This window comes from Colwellia sp. PAMC 21821 (assembly GCF_002077175.1).
In the GTDB taxonomy this organism is placed as follows: Bacteria; Pseudomonadota; Gammaproteobacteria; order Enterobacterales; family Alteromonadaceae; genus Cognaticolwellia.
The window spans coordinates 1,684,496-1,698,196 of sequence record NZ_CP014943.1 but is presented as its reverse complement, the minus strand read 5'-3'; the positions used below and the strand labels follow the sequence as shown (position 1 = coordinate 1,698,196).

Below are 13,701 nucleotides of genomic sequence, written 5' to 3'. Positions count from 1 at the left end.
AACCTGTCTAATGCGAGTAAAGCTTGACAGGTTAAAGCTTGACCTATAGAATTCCGCGACCCTATATTCCGTACCTTTGTGTATTGAATCTAGAGTCGCGGATTTTCACGTTTATAAGGGTGTAAATTTCCCCATTGATTGGAATTTACACAAATTTAACTAATCGGGAGCTATTTAATGGCAACTATTAACCAATTAGTACGTAAACCACGTGTAAGACAAGTAACTAAAAGTAACGTTCCAGCGTTACAAGCTTGTCCACAACGTCGTGGCGTATGTACTCGTGTGTATACAACTACACCAAAGAAACCTAACTCAGCATTACGTAAAGTTGCTCGTGTTCGTTTAACTAACGGCTTCGAAGTAACTTCATACATCGGTGGTGAAGGTCACAACTTACAAGAGCATAGCGTTATTTTGATTCGCGGTGGTCGTGTTAAAGATTTACCAGGTGTGCGTTACCACACCGTTCGTGGCGCACTTGATTGTTCAGGCGTAAGCGATAGAAGACAAGGCCGTTCTAAATACGGTGCTAAACGACCTAAATCTTAAGTTTCCCTTTCTGTACTTATCAAAAGATAAGTAAAAGAATAGAAACGTTAAGTAAGGCCAAATAACATATTACATTTTGGGTTTATCCTGAATATAACGGAGAATTAAGATGCCAAGAAGACGCGTCGTAGGGCAACGTAAAATATTGCCAGATCCTAAGTTCCACAACGAACTTTTAGCAAAATTCATCAACATCCTTATGGTTGATGGTAAAAAATCTACTGCAGAAAAAATTGTTTACGGTGCATTAGACATTTTAACTGAGAAAAACACTGAGAAATCTCATCTTGAGTTATTCGAAACAGCGTTAGACAACATCCGCCCACAAGTGGAAGTAAAGTCTCGTCGTGTTGGTGGTTCTACTTACCAAGTTCCAGTTGAAGTTCGTCCTGTGCGTCGTAATGCACTAGCCATGCGTTGGTTAGTTGAAGCAGCTCGTAAACGTGGTGAAAAATCAATGGCTCAGCGCCTAGCTAACGAAATGTTAGATGCGTCTGACAGCAAAGGTTCAGCGGTTAAGAAACGTGAAGACGTTCACCGTATGGCCGAAGCTAACAAAGCATTCGCTCACTACCGTTGGTAGATACTATTTACTAGCAAAAATTGCTAGTAATATAGTAGCAAGCGTATTGCCGTGGTTATCACCGAGTATCTGTAAAGATACAAAGTGATAGCCACAACTGTTTTATAATCTGGGAAAAATCTCAGAAAGAGGAAGAAATTGTGGCACGTATAACCCCTATTGAGCGTTACCGTAACATTGGTATTTGTGCTCATGTCGATGCCGGTAAAACGACAACAACAGAAAGGGTACTTTTCTATACTGGTCTTTCACATAAGATCGGTGAAGTTCATGATGGCGCAGCCACTATGGACTGGATGGAGCAAGAGCAAGAGCGTGGTATAACCATAACCTCTGCGGCTACTACTTGTTTCTGGAAAGGGATGGAAGCACAATTTGAAGATCACCATATCAATATTATTGATACCCCTGGTCACGTAGATTTTACGATTGAAGTAGAACGTTCTTTACGTGTATTAGATGGTGCTGTACTAGTATTGTGTGCATCTTCAGGAGTTCAACCACAAACAGAAACTGTTTGGCGTCAAATGGAGAGATACTCTGTTCCGCGTTTAGTTTTTGTTAATAAGATGGACCGTACAGGTGCAGACTTCTTAGCTGTTGTTGAGCAACTTAATTCTCGCTTGAAAGCCAATGCAGTACCTATTCATTTAGCAATTGGTGCTGAAGAAGACTTTACTGGTGTTATCGACTTAATAAAAATGAAAGCCATTAACTGGAACGAAAGTGACCAGGGAATGACCTTCACTTATGAAGATATTCCAGCAGAGATGCAAGAACAAGCCGATCATTGGCATGAAAATCTTGTCTCTGAAGCTGCAGAAGCCTCTGAAGAGCTAATGGATAAATACCTTGAAGAAGGCGATTTGTCCGAAGCAGAAATAAAATCTGCGCTACGTACCCGTACGCTAAACAATGAAATTGTCCTTTGTTCTTGTGGCTCAGCTTTCAAAAATAAAGGCGTACAAGCAGTACTTGATGCTGTCATAGAATTTTTACCTGCACCAACAGATGTTGAAGCAATAAAAGGTATTAATAATGACAAAAACGAAACTGAAGGTTGTCGCGAAGCCGATGATAAAGCGCCATTTGCTGCTTTAGCATTTAAAATTGCGACAGACCCGTTTGTCGGTACATTAACGTTCTTTCGCGTATATTCAGGTGTAGTAAAAACTGGCGACAGTATATACAATCCTGTGAAAGGCAAAAAAGAGCGCTTAGGTCGTATTGTGCAAATGCACGCGAATGACCGCAAGGAAATTAAAGAAGTACGTGCAGGTGATATAGCTGCGGCTATCGGTCTTAAAGATGTCACCACAGGTGATACTTTATGTGATGCGAATCACGTGATCACACTTGAGCGTATGGAATTTCCTGAGCCAGTAATTTCTGTAGCAGTTGAGCCAAAAACTGTCGCAGCCCAAGAAAAAATGGGTATTGCGTTAGGTAAATTGGCCGCAGAAGATCCGTCATTTAGAGTAGTCTCTGATGAAGATACGGGTCAAACCATCATTTCTGGTATGGGGGAATTACACCTCGATATTTTAGTTGAACGCATGAAACGTGAATTTGGCGTTGAATGTAATGTCGGTAATCCACAAGTGGCTTATCGCGAAACCATACGTTCATCAGTAGAAGTGGAAGGTAAATTTGTTCGTCAATCAGGTGGTCGTGGTCAATTTGGTCATGTTTGGTTGAAATTGGAACCCTTACCAGAAGGTAAAGGTTTTGAGTTTGTTAACGAAATTGTTGGTGGTACTATTCCAAAAGAATTTATCCCATCAATTGAAAAGGGTTGTCGAGAGCAGATGGACAGTGGTGTTTTAGCGGGTTACCCGTTATTAGACATCAAGGTTACGCTTTACGATGGGTCTTTTCATGACGTTGACTCTAACGAAATGGCGTTTAAAGTCGCTGCATCAATAGGTTTTAGACAGGGGGTGCTAAAAGCATCACCGGTGATCCTTGAACCTATGATGAAAGTTGAAGTTATAACGCCTGAAGCAAACATGGGTGATGTTGTCGGTGATTTAAATCGTCGTCGTGGCATGATCGATGGCATGGACGAAGGTCCAGCTGGTTCGAAGGTAGTGAATGCACTTGTGCCACTATCTGAAATGTTTGGTTACGCTACGGCATTACGTAGTGCAACTCAAGGTCGCGCATCATACGCAATGGAGTTTCAGCAATATAGCGAAGCACCAAAAGCAGTTGCCGACAAAATAATTGAATCTTAGTAAGGCTTTTTGAAAGTCTGGCTCGGTCTTTTGGCCGGGCTTTTAATAAACTTTAAGGTAATTGAAAAATGGCTAAAGCAAAATTTGAACGTAATAAACCGCACGTTAACGTTGGTACTATTGGACACGTTGATCACGGTAAAACAACTTTAACAGCTGCTATCTCTGCAGTATTAACTAAAGTACACGGTGGTGAAGTTAAAGACTTCGCACAAATCGATAATGCTCCTGAAGAGCGTGAGCGTGGTATTACTATTAATACTTCTCACATCGAGTACGATACAGCGGCACGTCACTATGCCCACGTAGATTGTCCTGGCCATGCTGATTACATCAAAAACATGATCACGGGTGCTGCTCAAATGGATGGTGCTATCTTAGTAGTTGCTGCTACAGATGGTCCTATGCCACAAACACGTGAGCACATCTTGTTATCACGTCAAGTTGGCGTTCCTTACATCATCGTATTCATGAACAAATGTGATGTTGTAGATGACGATGAATTACTTGAATTAGTAGAAATGGAAGTTCGTGAACTTCTTTCTGAATATGACTTCCCAGGTGATGATTTACCGGTAATTCAAGGTTCAGCACTTGGCGCTCTTCAAGGCGACGAGAAATGGGAAGCTAAAATCATTGAACTTGCTGACCAATTAGATACATACATTCCAGAGCCAGAGCGTGCAATCGACGGTGCATTCATCATGCCTATCGAAGATGTATTCTCAATTTCAGGTCGTGGAACGGTTGTAACAGGTCGTGTTGAACGTGGTATCGTTAAAGTTGGCGATTCAGTAGAAGTTGTTGGTATCCGTGATACACAAACATCGACTTGTACAGGTGTTGAAATGTTCCGTAAGCTTCTTGACGAAGGTCGTGCTGGCGAGAACTGTGGTGTTCTTTTACGTGGTCTTAAGCGTGAAGACGTAGAACGTGGTCAAGTTTTATGTCAACCTGGTTCAATTTTACCTCACACTAAATTCGAATCTGAAGTATACGTGTTAAGTAAAGATGAAGGTGGTCGTCATACGCCATTCTTCAAAGGATACCGTCCACAGTTTTACTTCCGTACAACAGATATCACAGGTGCTGTAGAGCTTCCTGAAGGTGTTGAAATGGTAATGCCAGGCGACAACTTAAAGTTTGTTGTAGAGCTTATCAACCCAGTAGCGATGGACGAAGGTTTACGCTTCGCTATCCGTGAAGGTGGTCGTACTGTTGGTGCTGGTGTTGTATCTAAAATCATCGCTTAATAGCAGATATTAGAAACACCCTTAAAAAAGACGCTTCGGCGTCTTTTTTGTTATTAAGAGATTAATAAACTTGGCTCGGGTGCTGGTGTTGTATCTGCTCTTACCTTAGAGAAGTATTGCTTAATAATTTTTAGACACCAAACCTTAAAAAGACGCTTCGGCGTCTTTTTTGTTATTAAGAGATTAATAAACTTGGCTCGGGTGCTGGTGTTGTATCTGCGCTTACCTTAAAGAATGTATCGCTTAATAGCAGATATTAGAAACACCCTTTAAAAAGACGCTTCGGCGTCTTTTTTATTTTCTGGGTAGGTTAATGTTGTTCATTAGCCGCCGGAATGGCGTGAACTGGTAGGAATGATCGGATAATGAGTGATGTTGCTAGTATAGAGATTTGACTAAATAATCTATCATTATAATCTAGGCTAAATTTCCAACACCTGCTTTGCTTACGGAATATTGGCTGCCGTATCGTTAGATGTTCTTACATCATAATAATGACAATGCATAATATGTAGTCAGTCGTTATTTTACTTATTAATTTTATAACGCCGTATTTATTCATTTAACCATTAAAATGAGCAGCTAATTAATACCAAATGTAATAAGTTATTGACCAATTTTAAGCGAGGATAAATTGTTCAAGAATACATGTTTATTGTTCCAGACTAAACATAAGTACCTGCATATATGGACCCACTCCGTTTGCAAGACATTTAATCGTTATGTAAGAGAAAATCATTGCTCTCATATATCCGGCCTGTTTATGAAGGATTTTTACCTTCTGGCCCCGATGGTTGTTTGCGCTCACACTCCTCATCATCCCTCCGGCTTTTTTATTAGCCAATGCAGGTACCAGGTTTTGTGCAAGCCAGTCTGACTATCTTACCATCCGATTAATTTATCTTTTGCAACTGAAGTAAAAGGGTTTTACTGTTATCTCATCACTGAAACCAATCTAACTTGCTTCAGTTTTGAGCTTTATTTATATAGCCGGGCGATAACTTTCCCCCTTCGCCATTATTACCCAAGCCATTCTTGCTATTTTATTCGCCACAGCAACGCATGCTTTGTTGTGTCCTCGTCGGGATTTTAACGCTTGTGCCCACAAACTAAATCGGTCAGTTTTGTTTTCACTGTGCCTTAATACTGCCCGGGCCCCGTGGATGTATAGTGTTCTTAAATAACTATTACCGCGTTTACTTATACCGAGTAAGGTGGCCTTTCCACCCGTTGAATGCTGCCCAGGAACAAGCCCAAGCCATGCCGAAAAATGTCGACCATTTACAAAGTCTTTTCCATCTCCTGCAGCTGCATAAGTAGCGCTAGCTGTGATTGCTCCAATACCTAATATTTCATCTAAGCGAACACATATTTCATTTTCTTTATTCATCGTGTTTAAGCGAACTTCACACGCTTTAAACTTCACTTCTGTGACTTGAAATTCAAGCCATAACTCATTAAATATCTCCCGACTTAAATACGTTAACTCATTTGTCGCATCCTCTAAAATATCCGGCAGTTCATTGCGAATTGCAGAAATACCTTTATTGATGACAATGCCATATTCTCCTAACAAGCCTCGTACCTGACTTGCTAATGCTTTACGTTCTTTCTTTATGCGTTCACGTTGTCGATGGAAGTTTTGAATATCTTGTTGTTCTATCGATTTAATTGGCACAAACCTCATGGTCGGGCGTTGCGCTGCCTCTGCAATACCTTCGGCATCGTTATAATCATTTTTATTGCCTTTAACGAAGGGTTTTACATATTGAGGCGCAATAAGTTTTACTTGGTGCCCCAATTCAATAAATTTTCTAGCCCAGTAGTTCGCACTGCCACAAGCTTCCATTACAATTAGGCAAGGCTCTAATGTTGCCATGAAACTCAACACTTGTTTTCTTCTTAATTGTTTCTTTTTTACAAATCGCCCATTTTTATTCACAGCGAACATGTGAAAAATTGATTTTGCAATGTCTAAACCGATTGTAGTAATCTTCATGTTGATCCACTCCGCTTTTATAAATGATTGTTATCACTTTCATTTTGGCCCTAAAGAGGCCGGAAATAAAGTTGGAGTGGGTCCATACCATTATCCCTGCAGGCAAGGCGTTTTATTGATTAGGGCATGGATGCCGGTAAGTAGAACAATGCAGGAGCAATTGTCGAGTAATAGCGGGCGTGTGTGATTGAAAACAACGCAGTTATTGACGATTTAAACCGCCTTAAAATGATCGATTATTTATTTCAATTGGTATAAGTCACTTGGTATTGTTGTAATCAGCAAATAATAAAAAAGCCCGACCGAAATGACAACGGTAGGGCTTATTATTAATATGTAGCTGTTTAAGCTATTGGTTATGGCAAGTAGCTACTGCCCATTAGGTAAGTGTCTACTTCGCGAGCACAACGGCGACCTTCATCAATGGCCCAAACGATTAAGCTTTGACCGCGACGACCATCACCCGCGGCAAACACGCCAGGCTTACTGGTAGCAAATTTATCGTACTCTGCAGCAATATTAGTACGATTGTCTTGTTCAAGGCCAAATTGTTCAACTAGGCCGCCTTCAGGGCCCATAAAGCCCATTGCGATAAGGACGATATCAGCAGGAATAGCTTTTTCACTACCGGCAACTTCTTGTGGGAACATTTGTCCCTTGTCATTGCGCTCCCAGGTAATATCGACAGTATGAACTGCTTTAACATTACCTTGGCCGTCACTTTCAATTTTCTTAGTCATTACTAAGTATTGACGTGGGTCTTGGCCTTGCATCTCAATCGCTTCTTTTTGACCGTAGTCAACTAACAAGCGTTTTGGCCATTCTGGCCAAGGGTTACTATTCTCGTCACGTTTCTCTGGTGGACGTGGCATTATTTCTAGCTGTATGGCGCTTTTACACTGATGGCGCAATGAAGTACCAATACAATCAGTACCCGTATCACCGCCACCTATAACGACAACATTTTTGCCTTGAGCATTAATATACTGACCATCTTTATGTTCACTGTCCAGCAAGCTTTTAGTATTCGCTTTTAAGAAGTCCATGGCAAAATGCACACCGTTAAGTTCACGGCCTTCAACAGGTAAATCGCGCGGTACCGTAGCCCCAATACATAGCACTACTGAGTCAAAATCTGTTTCGAGTTGCTCAACACTAATGTCTTTACCTACTTCTGTATTAGTGACAAAAACAATGCCTTCTTGAGCTAAAATATCAACGCGACGCTGCACTAATTCTTTTTGTAGCTTCATGTTCGGGATACCGTACATGAGCAAACCACCAATACGGTCGGCACGTTCATAAACAGTCACCATATGGCCTGCTTTATTCAGCTGTGCTGCCGCAGCAAGGCCTGCAGGGCCCGAACCAATAACCGCAACGTTTTTACCACTACGTGCTGAAGGTGGTTGAGCTACTACCCATCCTTCTTTAAAAGCGTGATCAATAATTTCTTTTTCATGCAGCTTAATAGCAACAGGGTCAGCGTTAATACCAAGTACACAAGCGCCTTCACAAGGTGCTGGACATACTCGACCAGTAAACTCAGGGAAGTTGTTGGTTTTATGCAATAACTCGATCGCGTCTTTCCAGCGTCCTCGGTAAATTAAGTCATTCCATTCAGGAATAACGTTGTTCACCGGACAACCTGCTACTACTGGGGCAAACTCTGATTTTGCTGATTGGCAAAAAGGTACACCGCAATCCATACAGCGAGAAGCTTGTTTCTCGACATCTTTTAGTGGTATTTCTTCATAGACTTCAAGCCAGTCAATTAAACGTTCACCTGCGTTGCGTTCAGTTGGCAAGGCACGACCTACGTTGATAAATCCTGTTGGATTTCCCATAATATATTCTCCTTGGCAGCTTAAGCTTTAGCGCTAGCTATGTTGTTTAAATGGATATCGAATGCTTCAACGGCAATGTCATACTCTGACTCAAACTTCCCGCTGCTGCGCACGTCATTCATGTAACCTTGCATTCGTTTGTAATCAATAGGCATTACTTTAACGAAGCGCTTAACACTGTTGTCCCAATCTTTTAGTAAATCACTCGCGACATCTGAGCCTGTAGCATCAAAATGTTGGGTGATTAGTGCTTTTAATTCAAGACTTTCTGCAGCGCTATCTACTGTTTCTAAGGCTACCATTTCCATATTGCATTTAGGTGCAAAGTCATTGTTCTTATCAAGTACATAAGCGACGCCACCAGACATACCTGCGGCAAAGTTACGACCCGTTGAGCCCAATATAACGACTTTACCGCCGGTCATGTATTCACAACCGTGATCGCCAACGCCTTCAACAACAGCGGTTGCACCCGAGTTACGAACACAGAAACGCTCACCTGCAATTCCCCGTATAAAGGCACTGCCTGACGTTGCGCCAAAGAACGCAACATTACCAATTAATATGTTTTCACTGGCTGAGAATTTAGCTTGCTTGCTCGGGTATACCACAAGATTTGCCCCAGAAAGCCCTTTACCAAAGTAATCATTGGCATCGCCTTCAAGTTCAAAATGTAAGCCTTTGGCTGAGAAACAACCAAAACTTTGACCTGCTGAGCCGTTAAACTTAACTTTAATAGTATTTTCTGGTAAGCCTTCAGCTTGATACTTTTTAGATATTTCATTTGAAATCATTGCACCTATGGTTCTATCGGTGTTAATAACATCATATTCAAGTGCAACACTTTGCTGACTATCAAGTGCCGCTTTGGCATCTTTTATCATCTTACGATCAATAATATCGTCAATTAGATGTTTCTGATTAATGGATTGATATAGTGTTTCGTTTTCATCGCACTCTACTTTGTGCAATAGCGGTGTTAAATCAACACCTTTGTATTTCCAATGGTCAACGTCTTTACGCTGCTTAAGACACTGAGTTTGACCAACCATTTGCTCGATACTATTAAAGCCAAGTTCAGCCATGATTTCGCGTAAACCTTCCGCCATCATGGTAAAGAAGTTAACTAAAATATCGGCACGACCCGTAAAGCGATCACGTAAGCCTTTATCTTGTGTTGCAATGCCAACAGGACATGTATTTAAATGACACTTACGCATCATAATACAGCCTTCAACCACAAGTGCTGTAGTTGCCATGCCATACTCTTCAGCACCAAGCAGGGTTGCAATGGCTAAGTCGCGCGGTGTTTTAAGTTGGCCATCAGTTTGTACGGTAATACGGCTACGCAATTTATTACGTACCAAGGTTTGATGGGTTTCAGCCAAACCAAGTTCCCACGGTAAACCAGTATGTTTAATTGAACTTAATGGAGAAGCACCTGTGCCGCCATCGTGACCCGCAATAAGTACTACATCAGCATAGGCTTTGGCCACACCTGATGCGACAGTACCTACACCGGCTTCAGAAACCAATTTAACATTAACACGAGCGTCACGGTTGGCGTTTTTAAGATCAAAAATCAGTTGCGATAAATCTTCAATAGAATAAATATCGTGATGTGGTGGTGGCGAAATTAAGCCTACACCTGGTGTTGAACCACGTGTTTTACCAATCCAAGCATCTACTTTATCACCCGGTAATTGACCACCTTCACCTGGTTTTGCGCCTTGCGCCATTTTTATTTGTAGTTCGTCAGCATTCGTTAAGTAATGGCTAGTTACGCCAAAACGACCCGAAGCAACTTGCTTAATACGTGAATTCATTGAATCGCCATTTTCTAACGGCGTAAAACGAATAGGGTCTTCACCACCTTCACCACTGTTACTCTTACCACCAATACGGTTCATGGCAATGGCTAAAGTTGTGTGTGCTTCCCAAGAGATTGAGCCAAATGACATGGCGCCTGATGCAAAGCGTTTAAAAATATTTTCAATCGGTTCAACTTCACTCAATGGTATAGCAGGGCGATCGCTGCTTAGCTCAAGTAAGCCACGCAAGGTAAAGGCTTCTTTGCTTTGTTCATCAACGGTTTTTGTATACTGCTTAAATTGATTAGTATCGTTACTCGCTGTTGAATGCTGAAGTAAACGAATAACCGTAGGGCTAAATAGATGACGTTCGCCATCATGACGCCACGAGTACTCACCACCGGTGGGTAATAGGTTCTCAATGGCGATACGGCTCGCCTCAGGGAAACCTTCACGGTGACGTAAAAGCGCTTCTTGAGCGATTTGATCTAAGCTTAAGCCTTCGATTCTACTGACAGTACCAGTAAAGTATTGGTCAACAACGTCAGAGTTTATGCCTAAAGCTTCAAAAACTTGTGCGCCTAAATAAGACTGTAACGTTGAAATACCCATTTTAGAAAAAGTTTTCAATAAACCGCTGCCCACAGCGGCAGTGTACTTGTCGGCAATTTGTTCGTTGGTTAACGTAGTATCAAGTACGCCCTCATCACGTAAACCATACATACTCTCTAGTGCTAGGTATGGGTTTACGGCTGCTGCGCCATAGCCAATAACAGTAGCAAAGTGATGTGTTTCACGAATATCAGCAGATTCAAGAATAATATCTGCGTAAGAACGTAACTTTTCACGAATTAAATAATGATGCACCGCTGCTGTCGCTAAAACTGACGGAATAGCGACATGGTCACTATCAACTTCACGATCACTTAATATTAAGATGGCATAACCATCTTCAACGGCATTTTTTGCATATAAACAAACTCGATCAAGTGCCTTTTTAAGCGCGCCGGCTTGGCCGTTGGCTTTAAAAGTAATACTGATCGTTTTTGATTGCAGATGGTCATTATCAATATACTGCAACTTGCGTAATTGCTCATTGGTTAGCACGGGTTGGTCAATTTCAACCTTATGACAATGGGCGGCTGTTTCTTCAAGTAAGTTAAGTGACTTACCGATATAACCACGCAATGACATCACCAGTTCTTCACGAATTGGGTCGATTGGTGGGTTAGTCACCTGAGCAAACAACTGCTTAAAGTAATGTGATAACTGTTGTGGGCGATGCGAGAGCACGGCTAATGGTGTATCTGTACCCATAGCGCCAAGCGGCTCTTTAGACGTACCAACCATGCCAGCAAGCACTAAATTAAGGTCTTCGCTGGTATAACCAAAGGCTTTTTGTATTTTACGTAGCTCAGTTAATGGCGGCTGTGCGATAGAAGCCCTAGGTACAGGTAACTTATCTAACTCAATTTTATTTTTCGCTAGCCATTGGCCATAAGGCTGTGCCGAGCTTACTTGCTGCTTTACTTCGTCATCACTGATGATACGACCTTGCTCTAAATCAGCAATAAAAATTTTACCTGGCTGCAAGCGACCTTTTTCAACAACCGTTGATTGATCAACGCATAAGGTACCTGTTTCAGACCCCATGACTAACGTACCATCGTCGGTTAACAAGTAACGCGAAGGACGTAAACCGTTACGATCTAGTGTCGCGCCGATAACATTACCATCGGTAAACGATAACGAGGCAGGGCCATCCCACGGTTCCATGATACAAGCATAATACTCATAAAATGCGAGCTTAGTGGCATCCATATCGGTTTGTGTTTGCCAAGCTTCAGGCACCATCATCATCATAACTTGTGCTAGCGAACGTCCGCTTAGTACCAATAACTCAATGGCCATATCTAGGTTGGCAGAGTCAGAGTTATCGTTATTACAAATGGGTGTTAACATTTTTAATTCAGCGTCGCTAAAATTAACGGAGCTAAACAATGCTTCACGGGCATTCATCCAGTTAATGTTACCGCGAACAGTGTTTATTTCGCCATTATGGGCGATATAACGAAATGGTTGTGCACGACGCCAAGCGGGAAAAGTGTTAGTTGAGAAACGAGAATGGAACATCGCCAAACCAGAGATAGTTCGCTCGTCTTGTAGATCAAGATAATATTGGCGAACTTGTTGGGTCGTAAATTGGCCTTTATAAACAATTTTGGTTGATGACATTGAGGTGACATAAAATTCGTCACGTTCGTTGGCAATAGTGTCATTAATTTGATGAGAGGTGTATTTACGCAGCACAAATAGCTTACGCTCAAACGCTTGAGCTGATAATCCTTCTGGCTTGGCAATAAACACTTGTTCAATGTTTGGTTCGCTTTCAAGTGAAGCAGCACCTAACATTGAGTTATCACCCGGGACATTTCGATAACCTAATAAGGTTAAGCCCAGATCAGTAATATTTTGGTTTAATGTCTTTCTGCACGCGTCGCTCTGCGCTTGCTCAGGTGGGAAAAAAATCATCCCAACGCCGTAATTTCCTGCGTCTGGTAAGGTAAACCCTAAGCTAGCCGTTTCTTGGCTTAAAAATTCGTGAGGGATTTGAATAAGAATGCCGGCACCGTCGCCACTTTTTACGTCGAATCCAGTACCACCACGATGTTCCATACAACTCAACATGGTGAGTGCATTTTCAATAATATCGTGAGATTTTTTACCCTTTAGGTTGGCTACAAAGCCAATGCCACAACTGTCATGTTCAAACTCGGCGCGATAAAGACCTTGGGATTTTTTGCTCATATCATTCATTGCTTATTCCTATTTCATCAAACCATTACTATTAGCTAAATACTGCTAGCTAATTCAGTCATATATTTTTAATGCTCAAAGTGTGCGCTACTGATCCTTCAGAATATTACTTTGAATTTCTTGAACTTCTATCGCAAACTTCTACTGAGTTTTTATAAGACGACATGTCATTAATGAAAATCATTATTTAAAGCGGTCGGGAAAATTATCTGTAAAACGCCTCTGAGTCAACAATAAAGTGAATTTATATGCTAATTATTTGAATATAAATAGTGATGAATTATTATTAAAAGCCCTTTATATTGACACTATAAGTTATTTATATCTTATATTATAGCTATGTATTTAGGTACTTGAGCATATACTTTACGTTTTATTTTAAGGTATATAAAATGCCATCAGACAGTGCTTAGCGTGTGAAAAACATGCTGAAGATAAACAGTCAGTAATAAAGGGAACAGGAAATAAATCTGCATCGATTTACAGCGCTACTGATGAGGAATTATCTTTAAAACGCCTATATCAACATTATGTATTGGTGTGTTGCTTAAAAAACAGGCGTTATAATCTTTATCACCATTATAAGCCTGTCTTCTTAGTTA

The 13,701-nt window shown here is 41.2% G+C and carries 7 protein-coding genes; 4 read left to right on the top strand and 3 right to left on the bottom strand.

Going from position 1 to position 13,701, the window contains the following annotated elements:
* The first annotated feature begins 177 nt into the window (after nucleotides 1-177).
* From rpsL to tuf, 4 genes are all read left to right on the top strand, one after another.
* On the top strand, nucleotides 178-552 hold the full coding sequence (gene rpsL, locus A3Q33_RS07190; protein WP_011045492.1) for a 30S ribosomal protein S12: 375 nt from the start codon (nucleotides 178-180) through the stop codon (nucleotides 550-552).
* 109 nt (nucleotides 553-661) lie between these two features.
* Entirely contained in the window at nucleotides 662-1,135 is a 474-nt protein-coding gene (rpsG, locus tag A3Q33_RS07185) for a 30S ribosomal protein S7 (protein WP_081151031.1), read from the top strand.
* A 140-nt stretch (nucleotides 1,136-1,275) separates the two neighbouring features.
* Nucleotides 1,276-3,372: an elongation factor G gene (gene fusA / locus A3Q33_RS07180; RefSeq protein ID WP_081151033.1), complete on the top strand. Its 2,097-nt coding sequence runs from the start codon at nucleotides 1,276-1,278 to the stop codon at nucleotides 3,370-3,372.
* A gap of 68 nt (nucleotides 3,373-3,440) precedes the next feature.
* Nucleotides 3,441-4,625: an elongation factor Tu gene (gene tuf, locus A3Q33_RS07175; RefSeq protein WP_081179363.1), complete on the top strand. Its 1,185-nt coding sequence runs from the start codon at nucleotides 3,441-3,443 to the stop codon at nucleotides 4,623-4,625.
* 982 nt (nucleotides 4,626-5,607) lie between these two features.
* Here tuf and A3Q33_RS07165 read toward each other — a convergent pair.
* From A3Q33_RS07165 to gltB, 3 genes are all read right to left on the bottom strand, one after another.
* A complete protein-coding gene (locus A3Q33_RS07165; protein ID WP_081178271.1) occupies nucleotides 5,608-6,624 on the bottom strand; it encodes an IS110 family RNA-guided transposase in 1,017 nt (338 codons plus the stop codon).
* 356 nt (nucleotides 6,625-6,980) lie between these two features.
* Nucleotides 6,981-8,471 (bottom strand): glutamate synthase subunit beta, encoded by a 1,491-nt coding sequence (locus A3Q33_RS07160; RefSeq protein ID WP_081179362.1) that lies wholly within the window; start codon nucleotides 8,469-8,471, stop codon nucleotides 6,981-6,983.
* A 20-nt stretch (nucleotides 8,472-8,491) separates the two neighbouring features.
* Nucleotides 8,492-13,099, bottom strand: coding sequence for a glutamate synthase large subunit (gltB, locus tag A3Q33_RS07155; protein WP_081179361.1), 4,608 nt, complete (start codon nucleotides 13,097-13,099; stop codon nucleotides 8,492-8,494).
* Nucleotides 13,100-13,701 lie beyond the last annotated feature (602 nt).

Bases quoted from the DNA above. Each gene is read 5' to 3' on its own strand.
- rpsL (WP_011045492.1), top strand. From the start codon at position 178: ATGGCAACTATTAACCAATTAGTACGTAAACCACGTGTAAGACAAGTA.
- rpsG (WP_081151031.1), top strand. From the start codon at position 662: ATGCCAAGAAGACGCGTCGTAGGGCAACGTAAAATATTGCCAGATCCT.
- tuf (WP_081179363.1), top strand. From the start codon at position 3,441: ATGGCTAAAGCAAAATTTGAACGTAATAAACCGCACGTTAACGTTGGT.
- A3Q33_RS07165 (WP_081178271.1), bottom strand. From the start codon at position 6,624: ATGAAGATTACTACAATCGGTTTAGACATTGCAAAATCAATTTTTCAC.
- A3Q33_RS07160 (WP_081179362.1), bottom strand. From the start codon at position 8,471: ATGGGAAATCCAACAGGATTTATCAACGTAGGTCGTGCCTTGCCAACT.
- gltB (WP_081179361.1), bottom strand. From the start codon at position 13,099: ATGAATGATATGAGCAAAAAATCCCAAGGTCTTTATCGCGCCGAGTTT.